The organism is Nitrospina gracilis Nb-211 (genome assembly GCF_021845525.1).
GTDB lineage: Bacteria > Nitrospinota > Nitrospinia > Nitrospinales > Nitrospinaceae > Nitrospina > Nitrospina gracilis_A.
The window spans coordinates 205,148-222,208 of sequence record NZ_JAKJKD010000001.1 but is presented as its reverse complement, the minus strand read 5'-3'; the positions used below and the strand labels follow the sequence as shown (position 1 = coordinate 222,208).

Here is a 17,061-nt window from a genome sequence, read left to right as displayed (position 1 = left end):
GACACACATCCGTGGCGGCGTTGCTGATATTCGGAGGCGGAGGGCACGGCAGGGTGGCGGCAGCCATCGCCGGCGACGTGCAGAAGTGGAATCGTATCGCTTTCGCCGACGACCGTCACATGGAGTTGGCGCGCGTCGCCGACTTTGAAGTGCTCGCGGGATTCGACGCCGCCGCCGATCATCTCAAGGAATTCACGCATTTCTTCGTCGCCGTCGGCGACAACGCCCTGCGTCTGAAACTGCTCGCAAAACACCGCGAAGCGGGACACACGGCCGCCACGCTGGTGCATCCCACCGCGTGGGTGTGCGCATCCGCCACGGTCGGCGACGGCACGCTGATCGGTCCGCAGGCCGTCGTCCACACCGGCGCGCGGGTTGGCGTGGGATGCATCGTCAACACCGCCGCAACGGTCGATCACGACTGCATTCTTGAAGACGGCGTGCACCTGTCCCCGGGCGTGCACCTGGCGGGCGAGGTGAAAGTAGGAAGGGCGGCATCGATTGGCATCGGCTCGTCCGTGTCCAACCGCATCGACATCGGCCAAAACACCGTCATCGGCGCCGGGTCGGCGGTGGTGGAACCGATTCCCGGCAACGTCACCGCCGCGGGTGTGCCCGCGCGCATTCTGAAGCGAATATGAGCACGAATCCCAAACGCATTTACCTGTCGCCCCCGCACCTGGGCGAACACGAACGCAAATTTGTCGAAGAAGTGTTCGAATCCAATTGGATCGCGCCGTGCGGCCCCAACCAGGAAGCGTTCGAAAAAGAAATGGCGGAATACGTCGGCGCAGCGGGTGCGGTGGCGCTCAGTTCCGGCACCGCGGCGATTCATCTTGCCCTCAGGCTGTGCGGCGTCGGTCCGGGCGATACGGTTTTCTGTTCCTCGCTCACGTTCATCGGCTCCGCCACGCCGATCCGGTTCCTGGGAGCCGAGCCGGTATTCATTGACTCAGAGCCTTCTTCATGGAATATCTCACCGCAGGCTCTGGAGCGCGCGTTGAAGGAAGCGGGGCACCAGGACCGCGTGCCGAAGGCGGTGATTGCGGTCAACCTGTACGGCCAGAACGCGGACATGGAGGCGATCCAGAAAGCCTGCGACAAATACCGCGTGCCGGTGATCGAGGACGCGGCGGAATCGCTGGGTGCAACCTACCGCGGCAAGGCCAGCGGCACATTGGGCCGGTTCGGCGTCTATTCGTTCAACGGCAACAAGATCATCACTACCTCCGGCGGTGGCATGCTGGTTTCCCAGGACACCGCCGCGCTCGACAAGGCGCGTTACTGGGCGACGCAGGCACGCGATCCCGTCCTGCATTACGAACACAGCGAACTCGGTTACAACTACCGCATGAGCAACGTGCTCGCCGCCATCGGCCGCGGCCAGTTGAAGGTGCTGGACGAACGCATTGCCCAGCGCCGTGCGGTGTTCGATCGATACCGCAATGCGCTGGAAGGACAACACGGCGTGCGCTTCATGCCGGAAGCGGCTTTCGGCACTTCCACGCGCTGGCTCACCGTGCTCACGCTCGACTCCGGCTCACCGGTGACACCGCAGGACATCATCGCCGCACTGGACAGGGAAAACATCGAAGCCCGCCCTGTGTGGAAACCCCTGCACCTGCAACCGGTGTTCAAAGGTTGTGCCTATCACCCACATGCGGACAACTGCAATTTCTCGGAAGACGTGTTCGGTCGCGGACTCTGCCTGCCTTCCGGATCGAGCCTGTCCGAAACCGATCAGGACCGCATTATCCATATCGTGCAATCTGTCCTCAAACGGGATTGAACTCCCTTCCTCATCCCAATTCCGTCTTTTTCCACTGCGGCCGCCCGCTTTAAAAATTCGATTTGTGCATCCGAACAAAACTCATTAACCTGTTTCCATACCCGCATACCACAAATTCAAAGAGGAAGGGCTCCATGCGAACATCTGTCGCCTCTGTGCTGGCGTGTCTGTTTTCCTTCATAGCGATCAATCTTATTCAAGCCCCCACCCCCGCCGCCGCACAAGGCCAACCGCTGGAGGTGGTACGCATCACGCCCAGCGGTACGGATGTGCCTTCCGGCAGGCAGATCGTTATCCAGTTCAACCGGCCGGTGGTGCCCCTGGGACGCATGGAGCGCACCGGTGGCGAAGTGCCCGTCGGCATCCACCCCGCACTCAACTGTCAATGGCGGTGGCTCAACACCAGCGCGCTGGCGTGTCAATTAGGAGAGGAAGACAAACTGCAGGAAGCGACGCAGTACGAGATCACCATCCGGCCGGAAATCAAAGCGGAAGACGGCGGAACCCTTTCCCAGCTTTACATTCACCGCTTCATCACGCACCGCCCGCGCGTGCGCTACGCGTGGTTTCAAACCTGGAAGGCGCCCGGCTGGCCGGTGATGCGCATCACCTTCGATCAACCCGTCACGCAATCGTCGGTTGCCGAACACCTGTACCTGCTGGACAGCGGCAACAAACGTCAGCGGTACCCCTTGACCGTCGAACCGGATCCCAACGACCGCCAGCTCCCGGTCATCGTGCCCATCCCCGGAGATAAGGGATTTCTGCATCTCGACCGCCCGCCCAACCAGAAGAGCGACGATCAGCCAACGGTGAAAGACGGCGTTGAGGCGCGGCGTGTGTGGCTGGTGCAACCACAAAAAGAATTGCCATGGGATACCGAAGCGTTCCTGAACATCGAACCGGGGCTGGTCTCCGCGCTCGGGCCCGAACCCGGCATCACCCAGCGCACGGTGAAAAAGTTCCGTACGTTTCCCGAGTTCCGTTTCATCGGCGTCACCTGCTGGAACAACGACAACAAACAGATCGTCATCGATGCCAACAATGCGCTGTTGCCCATGTACAAGTGCAGTCCGTTGCAATCGATCTCGCTCACCTTCAGCGCCCCGGTCATCCATGAAGAAATCAAGCAACACGTGACGTTCATTCCCGACCTCGCCGGCGGCCGCACCGATTACGACCCCTGGGCCAACGCCTACGGCTATTCGCGCCTGCGCAGTCCACACCGCAAGGACCGGCATTACAGCGTGAATCTTCCCGAAGTGCTGAAGGCGGCGCAGGAGTATAAGATTTCCTCCAAAGGCGGGACGCTGAAAGATGAGTTCGGCCGCACCCTGCCCAAAGGATTCGACCTGCAGTTTTACACCGATCATCGCAACCCGGACTTTCATCTCGAGCACACCACCGCCACCCTGGAAAAACAGGAACAGACCGAAGTGCCGCTGGTGGTCACCAACCTGAAAGACATCACGCTCCGTTACAAACGGCTCACAGCTACCGACCGGAAAACGAATCTGATCCATAAGGTGAAGCCGGACGATGTGGAAGACATCGCCTACGCCCTGCCGCTCGACATACGCGGTGCGCTGGATGGCAAAAGCGGCGTGCTGTACGGTCACCTGAACACAACACCCGGTGTGCCCAAGTCCGATTACGAACGCACCCTGCTGGCGCAGGTGACGCCGTTCGGCGTACACGTCAAGATGGGGCATTACAATTCTTCGGTGTGGGTGACGGACCTCGCCACCGGCCAGCCGGTGCCCGACGCACACGTCATGATCTACAAAGACAAGATCGCCGACCTCTCCGCCGACAAGCAGATCCTGAGCGATGCGTTGACCGATGACGACGGGCTCGCCGTGCTCGACGGCACCCAGGCGCTCGATCCCAAACTCAAAACCCTGGGCTACGGCTGGTACGACGACACCCGCGAGCGCCTGTTCGTGCGCATCGAGCGCGGTGAAGACATGGCCCTGGTGCCGCTCGACGACCAGCGCTTCGGCGTGGACTCGGGAAGCGTGTCCAATTACGAAGCCTACCCCAGCATGCAGAGGCAGTACGGTCACATCCAGACCTGGGGCACCACGGCGCAGGGTGTGTACCGCGCGGGCGACACCATCCAGTTCAAACTGTTCGTGCGCGACCAGGACAATAAAAAACTGATCACGCCGCCGCTTGCAGGTTACCGGCTGGAGGTGCGCGACCCGATGGGCAAGAAAGTCCATGAAGTGAAGGACATCACGCTGTCGAAGTTCGGCACCTACGCGGGCGAGTTCACCGTGCCCCAATCCGGCGCGGTGGGCTGGTACGAGTTCCGCCTCGCGGCCGGGTTCTCCAAATTTAGTTGGATGCCTTTGCAGGTTCTGGTGACCGACTTCACCCCTTCGCCTTTCCGCGTCAGCAACTCCTTAAACGGAACCGCCTTCGAACCGGACAGCGAAGTGGAGATCACCACGCTGGCGCGCATGCACGCCGGGGGACCTTACGCCGACGCCCCGGCGCGACTCACCGCCACCTTGCACGAGCAGACGTTTTATTCCAAACACCCGCGCGCGAAAGCATTCCACTTCACCGCCGAGGGGGAACATTATTACCAGACGCTCACGCTGTATCAAAAGGAAGACGCGGTCGATGCCAAAGGCGACCTCGTGCGTGCGTTCGCCATCACCGACCAGAACGTGAAGAATATTTTTTACGGCACGCTCAGCGTGGAGAGCGCGGTGAAGGACGACCGCGGCAAGTTCGTGGCGTCGATGACCTCGGCGAAGTTTCTGGGACGCGACCGCTTCGTCGGCCTGCACAGTTCCAAGTGGCTTTATAAGGAAGACGAACCGGCGGACATCGAGTACATCGTGGTCAATGGCCACGGCGAACCGGTGAGCGGCACGCCGGTGGCCATCCACATCGAACGGCTCGTCACCAAGGCCAGCCGGGTGAAGGGCGCGGGCAACGCGTACCTCACGCAGTACACACATTCGTGGGAGAAGGCGGGCGACTGCCAGGGCATACCGTCCACTGAAGCCAACATCTGCACGTTCATCCCAAAGGAACCGGGGTCGTACCGCCTGACCGCGACCATCACCGACACGAAGGGCCGCGCGCACACGGCAAGCCTGCGCGCCTGGGTGGCGGGCAAGGGCCGCGTCGTGTGGGCGGAAGACAACACCCATGCCCTGCAACTGATTCCGGAAAGAGAGGAATACCAAATCGGCGACACGGCACGCTATCTCGTGCAGAACCCGTTCCCCGGCGCGAAGGCGTTGATCTCGGTCGAGCGTTACGGCGTGCTCAAGCAGTGGGTGACGACGTTCGACACGGCGACGCCGGTGGTCGAGTTTGAAGTGGAACCGGATTTCCTGCCCGGCTTCTACCTGTCGGTGCTGGTGGTGTCGCCGCGCGTGGACAAGCCCCTGGATGAAACCGGGGTCGATCTCGGCAAGCCGACGTTCCGCCTCGGTTACACGCGCGTGCCGGTAAAGGACCCGTACAAGGAACTGGTGGTCACCGCCAAACCGGAGAAGGACACTTATAAGCCGCGCGACACCATCAAAGTGGCGCTCAACGTGAAACCGCGTTTCAACGCGGGCGACCGGCCTTATGAACTGGCCGTCGCCGTGCTCGATGAGGCGGTGTTCGATCTCCTGCAGGGCGGGCGCGATTACTTCGATCCCTATAAAGGGCTGTACGATCTGGAAGCGCTCGACCTCAAAAACTTCAGCCTGCTGACGCGCCTCGTCGGCCGCCAGAAGTTCGAGAAGAAAGGCGCCAATCCCGGCGGCGACGGTGGCGCGGACCTCGCCATGCGGTCGCTGTTCAAATTCGTCAGCTACTGGAACCCGGCGCTGACGCCCGACGCCAACGGCAACGTGTCGATTGAGTTCTCCGCGCCGGACAACCTGACCGGCTGGCGCGTGCTGGCGTTTGCGGTGACGCCGGACGACCTCATGGGTCTCGGCGAGGGCACGTTCAAAGTGAATAAGGAAACCGAACTGCGGCCCGTCATGCCCAACCAGGTGACTGAAGGCGACGTCTTCAATGCGGGCTTCAGCGTGATGAACCGCACCGATAAAGAGCGCACCCTCACCGTCACCATCCAGGCCGAAGGCGACATCGATGCGGGCAAGCCCACACTGGCCACGCACACGGTGCGCCTCGAGCCGTTCAAACGGCAGACGGTGTTCCTGCCCGTCACCACGGTTTCCCTGCCGCAAACGCGCGACATCGAAAAAGGCGAGGTGCGCTTCCGCGTGACCGCCGGGGATGACATCGACCGCGACGGCCTGGTTTACAAAACACCGGTGCTCAAGCGCCGGTCGCTGGAAACCGCGGCGAATTACGTCTCCACCATCCTGCCGCATACGGAGGAGTCGATCGCGTTCCCGAAAAACATTCACCCGGATGTGGGTTCGGTCGGCGTGGTGCTTTCACCCACCGTCATCGGCAACGTGGGCGGCGCGTTCGAGTACATGCGCGACTATCCGTACATCTGCTGGGAGCAGGTGTTGAGCAAGGGCGTCATGGCGTCGCACTACCTGAGCCTGAAAGATCACATGCCCGCCGATTTCAAGTGGGAGGAAGCTGACGCGGTGGCGCGCGACATGTTGAAATCGGCGGTCAACTACCAGGCGCCGAACGGCGGCATGGTGTACTACATCCCTCAGGATCAGTATGTAAGCCCTTACTTGAGCGCATACACGGCGCTGGCGTTCAACTGGATGCGGTCGGCGGGATATGAAGTGCCCGCTCATGTGGAAGACGCGCTTCACAAATATTTAAAGAACCTGCTCAAACGCGATGTCCTGCCGACGTTCTACAGCAAGGGCATGGCCTCGACCGTGCGCGCCGTGGCGCTGGCGGCATTGTCCACGCACCGCAAGGTGAGCAAAAAGGACATCGAGCGCTTTCGCCCGCACATGCCGTTCATGAGCCTGTTCGGCAAGGCACACTACCTGCAGGCGGCGCTGAACATCAAGGACACCCTGCCGGTCGTTGAAGAAGTGCTGGACTCCATCCTCGCGCATTCGAGCGAGAGCGGCGGCAAGTTCGTGTTCTCGGAGACGCTCGACGACAGCTACTCGCGCATCCTGTCCTCGCCGCTCCGCACCAACTGCGCCATCCTGACGGGGCTCACGCAGACGGCGGGGCATTCCAACCTGAACAAAAAACTCGGTAATGCGCCGTTCAAGCTGGTGCGCTTCATCACGCAGACGCGCGGCCAGCGCGACCACTGGGAGAACACGCAGGAGAACATGTTCTGCATGAATGCGCTCATCGACTACAGCCGCGCTTACGAGCAGACCGATCCGAAATACCTCGTCACCGCGTTGATGGACGGCAAAAAACTCGGCGAGCATGAGTTCAAGGACAAGCGCGATCCCACGGCGACGCTGACGCGTCCCATAGAAAAAGGCGACCCCGGCCGCAATACCAAAGTCATCATCGAGAAAAAAGGCATGGGGCGGCTGTACATCTCGACGCGCCTGCAATACGCACCGCTCGAAGAGCACGCCGAGCACATCAACGCCGGCATCGAGATCCGCAAGGAATACGCGGTGGAGCGGAACGGCAAATGGGTTCTGCTGAACGACGGCGATAAGATCAAACGCGGCGAGCTGGTGCGCGTCGATATTTTTATGTCGATCCCGTCCGCGCGCAACTTCGTGGTGGTGGACGATCCGGTGCCCGGCGGACTGGAACCGGTGAACCGCCAGCTCGCCACCGCCTCCACCGTCGATGCCGACAAGGCGGCGTTCAAAGCCGCGGGCGGCTCGTGGTGGCTCCAGTACTCCGACTGGCGTTCGTACAACTATTCGCGCTGGAGTTTTTATCACAAGGAACTGCGCCACGACGCGGTGCGGTTCTACTCCGATTACCTGATGCCTGGCAACTATCATTTGTCGTACGCGGCGCAGGCCATCGCCACCGGCGAGTTTCTGAAGATGCCGGTGCACGCGGAGGAAATGTATGATCCCGACGTGTACGGCAAGGGCATCCCGTCGCACCTGATCGTTGAGGAGTGAGTTCATGCGCTGGCGCGAGCGATCCAGACGGTTCAAAGCGATTGCCGCCGGTGCGGCCGTTGCGCTGGCGGGCGCGTCGGGGTTGTTCATCGCCACCGCGCTTTCGCTCGACCCGGTGGAGACCGCGTTCCAGTCGGTGAAAACCGGGACGCAGGCGCGCATGCAGGTGACCGACCGGTTCGGCGCGCCGCTCCGCGTCACCTACCAGACACGCTGGAACACGCACGACACGGTGCCGCTCCATGCCATCCCCGAATTCCTGAAACGCGCCTTCGTCGTCTCCGAAGACAAACGCTTTTACGAGCACGGCGGCAGTGACTGGCTGGCGCGCGGGCACGCCGTGTGGCAGAACGTGAAGGCGTTCGACACCGTCCGCGGCGCCAGCACGCTCACTGAGCAGGTGGTGCGCATACTCAATCCACGCCCGCGCACGGTGTGGTCGCGCTGGCTGGAAGGGTTTGAGGCCCGGCGGTTGGAGCGGTCGTTCAATAAGTCCGACATTCTCGAGTTCTATCTCAACCAGGTGCCGTACGCCGCGCAGAGGCGCGGTGTGGCGCAGGCGGCGCATTATTATTTCAACCGCGATCTCGACACGCTGACCCAAAAGGAAATGCTGGCGCTGGCGGTGCTGGTGCGTGCGCCGTCGCGGTTCGATCTCTACCGCGATCCGCGAACGGTGGATCGGGCCATTGAACGACTCGCCCGCACGCTGAACCAAAAGGGCGTGCTGACCGATGCCGGATTGAAACAGCTCCGTACGGAAACGTTTTCGCTGGAACCGCCCACCCTGCCGGTGGAGGCGACGCATTTCGTGCGGCACGTCACCACTCAATCTGCCCTGGAATGGCAACCCAGCCGACACACCACGCTGGACGGGGCGTTGCAATCGACAACACAAACCCTGCTCGACCAGCGCCTCGCGCAACTGACGCACCGCTCGGTGCGCCACGGCGCGGTGCTGGTGGCCGACCACACCACGGGCGAGATTCTCGCGTGGACGGTGGCGGGCGAACCGGATGAAAACGTGCCCGGCAGTTTCATCGATGCCGTCACCACGCCGCGCCAGCCTGGCTCGTCTTTAAAACCCTTCGTGTACGCGCTGGCGCTGGAACACGGCTGGACCGCGGCCACGCAGATTCTCGACGCGCCGCTGGCGGAATCGGTGGGCACGGGCCTGCACGCCTACCGCAACTACAGCCGCCATTTTTACGGACCCGTGACGCTCCGCGACGCGCTCGGCAATTCGCTCAACATCCCGGCGGTGCGCGCGGCGAAATTCGTCGGCGTCGAAAACTACCACCGCTTTCTGCAACGACTCGGGTTCACCACCCTGGACCAGCACCCCGATTTTTACGGCGACGGTCTGGCGCTGGGCAACGGCGAGGTGACGCTGTACGAACTGGTGCAGGCGTACTCGGCGCTGGCTCACGGCGGGGTGTGGCGGCCGTTGACGCCGTGGATGGACGATCCCGCCCCGCGTGAAGAGAAGCGCGCGGTGTCGGGTCCGGTGGCGTCGCTCATCGCAAACATTCTTTCCGACCCGGAAGCGCGGCGGCTGGAGTTCGGCGCGGGCAGTGTGCTGAACCTGCCCGTGCAGACGGCGGTGAAGACGGGCACCTCCACCGATTACCGCGACGCGTGGGCGGTGGGCTTCAACGATCGTTATACCGCCGGCGTGTGGATGGGCAACCTCGATCAACACCCGATGGAAGACGTGACGGGCTCGACGGGCCCGGCCCTGCTTTTGCGCTCGGTGTTCGCCGAGCTCAACCGGCATAGAGAGACGCGGCCGCTCAAGATGGACTCGCGCCTCATCAAACGCGACCTGTGCCGCGAGCCGCAAGGGGAAATCATTAAAGTATCTCTGGATGAGGCATCCGCCTGCCGGTGGGTGACGGAATGGTTCGTGCCCGGCACCGAGCCGCAGGATGTGGAGACGCGACCCTACCGCGACCGCGCGGTGAAATGGATCCAACCGGTGTGGGGATTGAGGATGGCGATGGACCCACGCATCCCGGACGAGCACGAGGCGTTCGAATTTGCGATTCAGGGTGTCGAGGACGCCGACACCGTGGAATGGATTTTAAACGACAAACCCCTCGCCACCACCGAGGGCGGCAAATACCTGTGGAATCTTCAGCGCGGACGGCATCACCTGCAAGCCACCATCCACAAACCCACCCACTCCACCCCGCAAACCCTCCAGGTGGTTTTTTATGTGAAGTGACTTATTTTTTCAAAAACGCATCAATGTGGTCGAAGCAGTGGTCGATGTCGGTTTCGTTGTTGTAGAAGTGCGGGGAGAGGCGGATGAGTCCGTCGCGGATGGTGAGCGACACGTTCGTGCCGGCGAGATGCGTTTTCAGTTTTTCGAGATCGCAGTTGAGCGTGAACGACACGATGCCGGAGCGCTCGCCGGGGTCCGTTGAGTTGACGATCTTGCCGCCCTTCTGTTTGACCTTTTCCATAATAATGTCGCCCAGACCCTTCACCCTTTGTTCGACGTTGTCGATGCCCACCTCCAGCAGGACATCCAGCGCCGCGCCGAAGGCGAAGATGCTCATGACGTTGAAACTGCCTTCCTCGTAGCGCCTGGCACCGGGACGGAACGTGAAGTCGTAATTCAGATAATCGTTGGCGTTGACGACGCTGTCCCACCCCACCACCGCCGGGTAAATGTTTTCCAGCACGCGCTTCGAAATATAAAACCCGCCCAGGCCTTCGACACTCAACAGCCACTTGTGGCCGTCGGCGGCGAGGAAGTCGATGTGATCCTTCTTCACATCCATCGGCAGGATGCCCAGCGACTGAATCGCATCGACGCAGAAGTAGATGCCCTTCTCCCTGCAGAACGCGCCGATGCGGTTGAGGTCGTTGCGGAAGCCGCTGTTGCACTCGACGGACGACACCGACACCACGCGCGTCCTGTTATTTACCTGCGCCGCGATCTGCTCGAACGGCACGCGGCCGCGCACGGCCTTCACCCAGCGCACCTCGACGCCGAGGCGTTTCAGATTCATCCACGGATAGACGTTGGCGGGGAACTCGATGTTGGGGATGACGACGTTGTCGCCCTCTTTCCAGTCGATGCCGTTGGCGACGATGGAGATGCCTTCCGACGTGTTCTTGACGAACGCGACTTCATCCTCGTCGGCGTTGATGAGTTCCGCAAAGCGGGCGCGCACGCGGTCGGTTTCCGCCATCCATTTCGGATAATTTGCGGTGCCGTGTTCGCAGGCGTCTTTTAAGAAAGCGGAGACGCGGTCCTGCACGCGTTGCGGCAGGGGCGCGACTTTGGCGTGATCGAGAAAGATGCGGTTCTGCGTGACGGGAAATTCGTCACGCCACTTGTCCCAGTTCATGGCGCTCCTGAAATTGTCCTTTATTCATTCGTATTCTTACGTTTAAGAAACGTCTAAGGATAACAGAATCATGATGGGAATTTCATTGATAACCCCTTCCCTTTTCAAGGGGCGCTCACGGAGTGACAGGCAGGGAGGGGTTATAAAACAAAAAACTAGTCCTCGTTATGGCTGGTGGCGCGGAGGATGGCGCGGAAGCCGTACTTGCCGCGGATGCGATCGATGCCCGCATACAATTGCTCGCGCGTGGTTTGGGTGGCCGCGTCGAACAGGTTCATCTGCATGGGTGCTTCGCGGTTGAGTCCGGTGAACGCCACGCCGATCAGCCGCACGCGCGTGCGCCGCGTGAACAGTTTGCGGAACAGATCGACGGCGGCGGCGAACAGGATGTGGTCCTCGCAGGCCGGGACGGCGAGCGTGCGCGAGCGCGTCACCGTTTTGAAATCCGAGTAACGCAGTTTCAAGGTCACGCACCGGGCGCGCAGGTCTTCGCCGCGCAGTTGCGCCGCGGCTTTTTCCAGCAGGTAGCTCAAGGTCGATTCCAGAAAGCGCGGATCGGTGGAGTCTTCCTCCAGGGTGGTTTCGCGGCTGATCGATTTCGTCTCGTCGTGCGGGTACACGGGCGAGCGGCTGATGCCGCGCGCCTTTTCATACAGCCGCCCGCCCCACTCGCCGTACAGGTCTTCCAGAAGAGCCAGAGGGAGCTGGGCCAGATCGCGCACGGTGCGGATGCCCAGGCGGCGGAACTGCTGAACGCTTTTGGGCCCGATGCCCGGCAGGGTGCCTATGGGAAACGGCGCGAGGAAGCGCGCCGCCTGTCCGGGCAGGATGCGGAAACAGCCGTTGGGCTTGGCAAACTCCGAGGCCACCTTCGCCATCAGCTTGTTGGCGGCGATGCCGATGGAGGCGTTGATGCCGACGGTATCGCGGATGTCATCGTGCATGCGCTGGGCGGCGATCATGGCGGGGCCGTGCAGTCGCTCGCACCCGGTGAGATCGAGATACGCTTCATCCAGCGACATGGGTTCGATGAGCGGCGAATAGCGTTCCAGGATGTTGAAGATGCGCGCCGAGAATTCGCTGTAACGCCCGTGTGCGCCGCGTAAAAAAATGGCGTGCGGGCACAGTTTGCGCGCGCGGGCGATGGGCATGGCGGAATGCACGCCGAATTTCCGCGCCTCGTACGAGGCGGCGGACACGACGCCGCGCCCTTCCGGATTGCCGCCGACGATCACCGCCTTGCCCTTGAGCGACGGGTCGAGCACTTCTTCGACGGAAACGAAGAAGGCGTCCATATCGATGTGCAGGATGGTGGGGGTCATGACTCATTTACCGGAATGAAAGAGAGCTTCATAACCTCCCCTCGATCCCCTCCTTGGCAAGGAGGGGAAGAAATTGAATTTGGAACGGGCCTTTCGATCATCGTTCGTTCTCAGGGCAGTCGCCTGTTCGCTCCGCGCCTGGCGCGGCCGGACTACGTCCGGAGGAAATATGGGAAAATTAAAATTGCGCTCCGAAACTTTCAATCCACTCGAAGCGCATTGCCCATTTGCTGCGGGCCACGCCCGCTAAAACCTGCGGAGGACGCCGACGACCACGCCCTGGATCTGGAAATCGCCATCGTGCACGAGGATCGGCGGCATGGCGGCATTGGCCGGTTGCAGTCGGACGTGATCCTTCTCCCGGTAAAACCGTTTCAGCGTCGCCGAGTCGTTGTTCACCAGCGCCACCACGGTCTCACCGTTCTTCGCCTCACTGCGGCGCTCGACGATGACGTAGTCGCCGTCCTGAATGTGGTCGTCGATCATCGACTGCCCCCGCACCTGCAGGACGAACAAATCTTTCCCTTCCGGGCTGGGCAGGAGCGACATCATCTCCTTCGCCTCGAACACCTCCAGCGGGCGGCCCGCGGCGATGGTGCCGAGGAGCGGATACTCCGGCACGCGCGGCGTGAGGTCCTCGACCAGTTCGATGGCGCGGCTCTGGTTCTGCTGGCGGCGAATGAGGCCTTTCGCTTCCAGGTGGCTCAGGTGCTTGTGCACCGTCGCCGGCGACGACAGTTGAAACTGTTTGGCGATCTCCATGATGCTGGGCGCGTAACCGCGCTGGCGGATGTGGCTCTCGATAAACTGGTAAATTTCCTTCTGCCTCCGGGTGAGATACATAACGACCTCAGCTCAAAAAAATGAAAAGCATTGCAACCACCGATGCACACAGACCCGGCCAAGCCGGGAGCGAACGAAAAACCGGGAATAAAGATCTATCTCTTCTTTCCCCTCCTTCTCCGAGGGGGGCACATCGACCTGCGTCCGACTGCCACCGTTCGCATTGCAACGCATTGGCCCACGGCTCCGGACGCGGCCCGCGCCATGGCCAGCGTTCGCTCACCGGGCGGTAGCCAGCTTCCTGTTCACATGATGATCTCACTATAGGCGAAACTATAGCGAAAATCAAGATCATTGATTAACGCCGTATTTTCAAAGATTAAGGCTTTTCCAGCGGACCGCCTGTGCTACACTTGGGCCATCATGGGTCAGAAATGCAAAATCCTGTTTTTGTGCACCGGCAACTCCTGCCGGAGCCAGATGGCGGAGGGCTGGGCACGCCACCTGAAAGGCGACATCATTGAGGCCCATTCCGCCGGAGTGGACCCGAAAGGCCTGAATCCCCTGGCGGTGAAGGTCATGCGGGAGGCGGGGGTGGATATCTCCGGCCACACCTCCAAGCACGTCGATCAGGTAATGTCGGTGCCCTTCGATTATGTGGTCACCGTATGCGGTCATGCCGACGCCACCTGCCCGCCGTTTTCCGGCAAGACGCAGGTGGTGCATCACGGCTTTGACGATCCGCCGCAACTGGCCGCCCATACCAGAAACGAAGAAGACGCGCTGGTCCATTACCGCCGTGTGCGCGACGAAATCAAAGCTTATATCGAAACCCTGCCGGAGCGTTTGCATTGCCCATAATTCCGCACAAAGTGTTTTACTGGACGTGCCCTCTGCCGCTCCTGCTGTTCGGGGTGTTCTGGTGGTACGTCAACCAGTTCGAGGGCTGGGGTCAGTGGGCGGCGGCGCCGATGCTCATCATGCCGATCGCCTTCAGCTTCCTGGTATCGAGCTGGGGGGTGGTGCTGATCGTGCAGGAACGCCTGCGAGAGCAACCCGTCACCAACCTGGTGCTGGGCACGTTACTTGGGGGATCGGTGGTCCTGCTCGCCATCGTCCGCTGGTTGCAGATGGAAGTGACACAAAGCTTTTAGATCGAGGAGACTCCCATGCTTCGCCGATTCCAACCGCATCGACATTGCCTCCTCCTGTACTTTTCCGCGCTGGTTTTCAGTTTCACCTGCATCCAATCCGCCCAAGCACACAAGGAAGAGCAGATCAAGATGGTGGTGGTGGGGGATACCGGCATCGGCGAGCGCGCGTACCGCCCGGGTTTCGACGCCGTGACCGCCGCCATGCGGAAGGAAAACGCCATGATCCTTCTGCACCTGGGCGACTTCGTCTATCAGGACCGATTGTTTTCCGCCACCTGCCCGGACCATTACATCAACACCATCAAGCAGACCCTGACCACGCCGTTTCCGGTGCGTGTGTTCGTCGCCGGGGACAACGACCTGCCGCCGGTCAAATGGAAACCGAAGGCTTCCGGCTGCTGGGACAAAATCGCGCCGTTGGCAACGCCCTTCGACACGTTGAAGGGGAGCTCCGCCGAAGGGGCGTCATCCGGGCCCGGTCCGCGGGAAGGCGTCATGCGTTTCGGCCTCGCCCTGGTGGTGGTGCTGGATGCGTTCGCCTGGAAAGACCCCGCGCCGTGGTTGAAGCCGCTGATCAAGGAGGCACGGGCAAAGCATCAATGGGTGATTGTGGCGCTGCACGAACCGGCGCTCACCACCGCGTGGTACGTTGACAAACGGCAGACGGTGCTGAAACAGATCAACGCACTGGCGCCCGATCTCGTCTTCGCCGGCAACCAGCATTCCTACGAGCGGTTTTATCCGCTGGGTGTGCCGGATGAGTACGGCAGCCTGCCGTTCGTGGAGAAATCAGATTACCTGCAGGGCGAGGGGGTGACGCACATCGTGGCGGGAGGGGGTGGGGCGACCTTCAAACCGTTTGCCGACCTATCCGGCAAGAATAAAAACGCCGCGCCGCCGGAAGTGAAACAGGCGTTGGCCAAGCGGGCGTTGATGTTCCATTACCTGACGGTGGAGATGGACGACCACCGGCTGACGGTCAAAACCTTCCGGGTGTGCACGCAGGAAACGCCGGAGGGGAATCCCCGCTGGCGGCCACAGATGAAGGTATGGGAAACCACACCGCTGGAATGCGACGGACAGCCGCCGGGGGTGACGCTTTACGATACGGTGACGATCCGCAACCCGTGAAAGCGGTCAGACTTTCTTGCCGAGGAAGGCGTCCACTTCGTCGATGGTGATCTGCACGTCTTTCGCCGAGGTGTCCAGCATTTCCTTTTCTTCCGCCGTGAGGTCGAGCTCGATGATCTTGGTGATGCCGTTGTAACCCAACTCCACCGGCACGCCGAAGAAGATGCCTTTCCAGTTGTATTCCCCGTCCAGGTAGGCCGTGCAGGGCAGAATGCGTTTTTTATCCTGCAGGATGGCTTCCACCATCTTCACTACCGAAGCCCCCGGTGCGAGGAACGCACTGCCGTTTTTGAGCAGGCCCACGATCTCCGCGCCGCCCTTGCGGGTGCGGTTCACCAGGCGCTCGATCTGGTCGGGCTTCATCAGGTTGGTGATGGCGATGCCGGACACGGTGGTGTAGCGCGGCATCGGCACCATGGAGTCGCCGTGGCCGCCCAGCACCATGGCGTCCACGTCCACCATCGAGCAGTTGAGCTCCAGCGCCACGAAGGTGCGGAAGCGCGCGGAATCCAACACCCCCGCCATGCCCATGACGCGTTCGCGCGGCAGGCCGGACACTTCCTTCGTCAGGTACACCATGGCGTCCAGCGGATTGGACACAACAATGATGATGGGGTTTTTGGAATACTTCATCACCTCTTCGGTGACGTTTTTGACAATATTCGCGTTGGTTTTCAGCAGGTCGGCGCGGTCCTGGCCCGGTTTGCGCGGCACGCCCGCGGTGATGACCACGATGTCGGAGTCGGCGGTGTCCTTGTAATCGTTGGTGCCGGTGATGAGGCTGTCGAACACTTGCAGGCAACCCGACTGTTGCAGGTCGAGCGCCTTGCCCTGCGGCACACCCTCCACGATGTCGATGAGAACGACATCACCGAGATTTTTGAATGCGGTCAACTGAGCGACCGTGGTGCCCACCTGCCCGGCGCCCACAACGGTGATTTTTTTACGCATCGTCCGATATCCTTATTCTACGGATCTACGGGAACAATAAGTCGGGGGGCGGCTCATGCAGGCCCCGCAGCCATTGTTTACCTCAAAAACTCTTGATCGCCGGGAATCAGCCAGAGGGCGCGTTCCAAACAGGATCCGTTCCCTCCGGGCGTGGCCCGGCTCCCTTGCAGGGAGTGGCAACGGGCTGATGCCCGGTGGCCGAACCTCAGCCAGAGGGCGCGTTCCAAACAGGATCCGTTCCCTCCGGGCGTGGCCCGGCTCCCTTGCAGGGAGTGGCAACGGGCTGATGCCCGGTGGCTGAACCCCAGTCGGAGGGCGCGTTCCAAACAGGATCCGTTCCCTCCGGGCGTGGCCCGGCTCCGGCATGGGGGGCAAACAGCGGGAAACCAAATGCCCGGAAGCCACCCACACCCGCGTGTTCTGTTTTCACCGCAACCGGCCCTCTCTTCACTTCGTCCAAAAACAAACGTACCCGGTTTGTTTACATAACGGAAGGAAGGGTCCAGGTAATCTCCGAAGATTCACCTTTGGACGAAAGAACGGTGTGAA

General features: G+C 61.3%; 11 protein-coding genes. 7 read left to right on the top strand and 4 right to left on the bottom strand.

Features of this window, described 5'->3' with window-relative positions; genetic code table 11:
- The first annotated feature begins 11 nt into the window (after nt 1–11).
- The 4 genes from J2S31_RS01165 (at nt 12) to J2S31_RS01150 (ending at nt 10,036) form a co-directional block, all read left to right on the top strand.
- Complete coding sequence (locus J2S31_RS01165; protein WP_336886588.1) at nt 12–641, top strand: acetyltransferase; 630 nt, start codon at nt 12–14, stop codon at nt 639–641.
- Complete coding sequence (locus J2S31_RS01160; protein ID WP_237097211.1) at nt 638–1,789, top strand: DegT/DnrJ/EryC1/StrS family aminotransferase; 1,152 nt, start codon at nt 638–640, stop codon at nt 1,787–1,789. Before J2S31_RS01165 ends, J2S31_RS01160 begins: the two co-directional genes overlap by 4 nt.
- A gap of 134 nt (nt 1,790–1,923) precedes the next feature.
- Nucleotides 1,924–7,809, top strand: coding sequence for an alpha-2-macroglobulin family protein (locus J2S31_RS01155; RefSeq protein WP_237097210.1), 5,886 nt, complete (start codon nt 1,924–1,926; stop codon nt 7,807–7,809).
- A 4-nt stretch (nt 7,810–7,813) separates the two neighbouring features.
- The gene (locus J2S31_RS01150) at nt 7,814–10,036 is read left to right on the top strand and encodes a transglycosylase domain-containing protein (RefSeq protein WP_237097209.1); all 2,223 of its coding nucleotides are present in this window, start codon (nt 7,814–7,816) and stop codon (nt 10,034–10,036) included.
- Between the two features lies 1 nt (nt 10,037).
- Here the strand turns inward: J2S31_RS01150 and J2S31_RS01145 are convergent, their stop codons facing one another.
- The 3 genes from J2S31_RS01145 to lexA form a co-directional block, all read right to left on the bottom strand.
- Nucleotides 10,038–11,171, bottom strand: a complete 1,134-nt coding sequence (locus J2S31_RS01145; RefSeq protein ID WP_237097208.1) for an aminotransferase class V-fold PLP-dependent enzyme — start codon at nt 11,169–11,171, stop codon at nt 10,038–10,040.
- A gap of 155 nt (nt 11,172–11,326) precedes the next feature.
- Nucleotides 11,327–12,493 carry a DNA polymerase IV gene (gene dinB / locus J2S31_RS01140; protein WP_237097207.1) on the bottom strand — a complete coding sequence of 389 codons (1,167 nt, stop codon included), beginning with the start codon at nt 12,491–12,493 and terminating at the stop codon, nt 11,327–11,329.
- A gap of 246 nt (nt 12,494–12,739) precedes the next feature.
- On the bottom strand, nt 12,740–13,336 hold the full coding sequence (gene lexA, locus J2S31_RS01135) for a transcriptional repressor LexA (protein WP_237097206.1): 597 nt from the start codon (nt 13,334–13,336) through the stop codon (nt 12,740–12,742).
- Nucleotides 13,337–13,699: 363 nt separating this feature from the next.
- Between lexA and J2S31_RS01130 the strand changes: the two genes are divergently transcribed.
- Genes J2S31_RS01130 through J2S31_RS01120 form a run of 3 tightly spaced genes read left to right on the top strand, consistent with a single transcriptional unit; the run spans nt 13,700 to nt 15,561 of the window.
- The gene (locus tag J2S31_RS01130) at nt 13,700–14,137 is read left to right on the top strand and encodes an arsenate reductase ArsC (RefSeq protein ID WP_237097205.1); all 438 of its coding nucleotides are present in this window, start codon (nt 13,700–13,702) and stop codon (nt 14,135–14,137) included.
- Complete coding sequence (locus J2S31_RS01125) at nt 14,128–14,430, top strand: hypothetical protein (RefSeq protein ID WP_237097204.1); 303 nt, start codon at nt 14,128–14,130, stop codon at nt 14,428–14,430. The genes J2S31_RS01130 and J2S31_RS01125 overlap by 10 nt, the downstream gene beginning before the upstream one ends.
- A 15-nt stretch (nt 14,431–14,445) precedes the next feature.
- Entirely contained in the window at nt 14,446–15,561 is a 1,116-nt protein-coding gene (locus J2S31_RS01120; protein WP_237097203.1) for a metallophosphoesterase, read from the top strand.
- A gap of 6 nt (nt 15,562–15,567) precedes the next feature.
- Here the strand turns inward: J2S31_RS01120 and mdh are convergent, their stop codons facing one another.
- A complete protein-coding gene (mdh, locus tag J2S31_RS01115) occupies nt 15,568–16,512 on the bottom strand; it encodes a malate dehydrogenase (protein ID WP_237097202.1) in 945 nt (314 codons plus the stop codon).
- Nucleotides 16,513–17,061 lie beyond the last annotated feature (549 nt).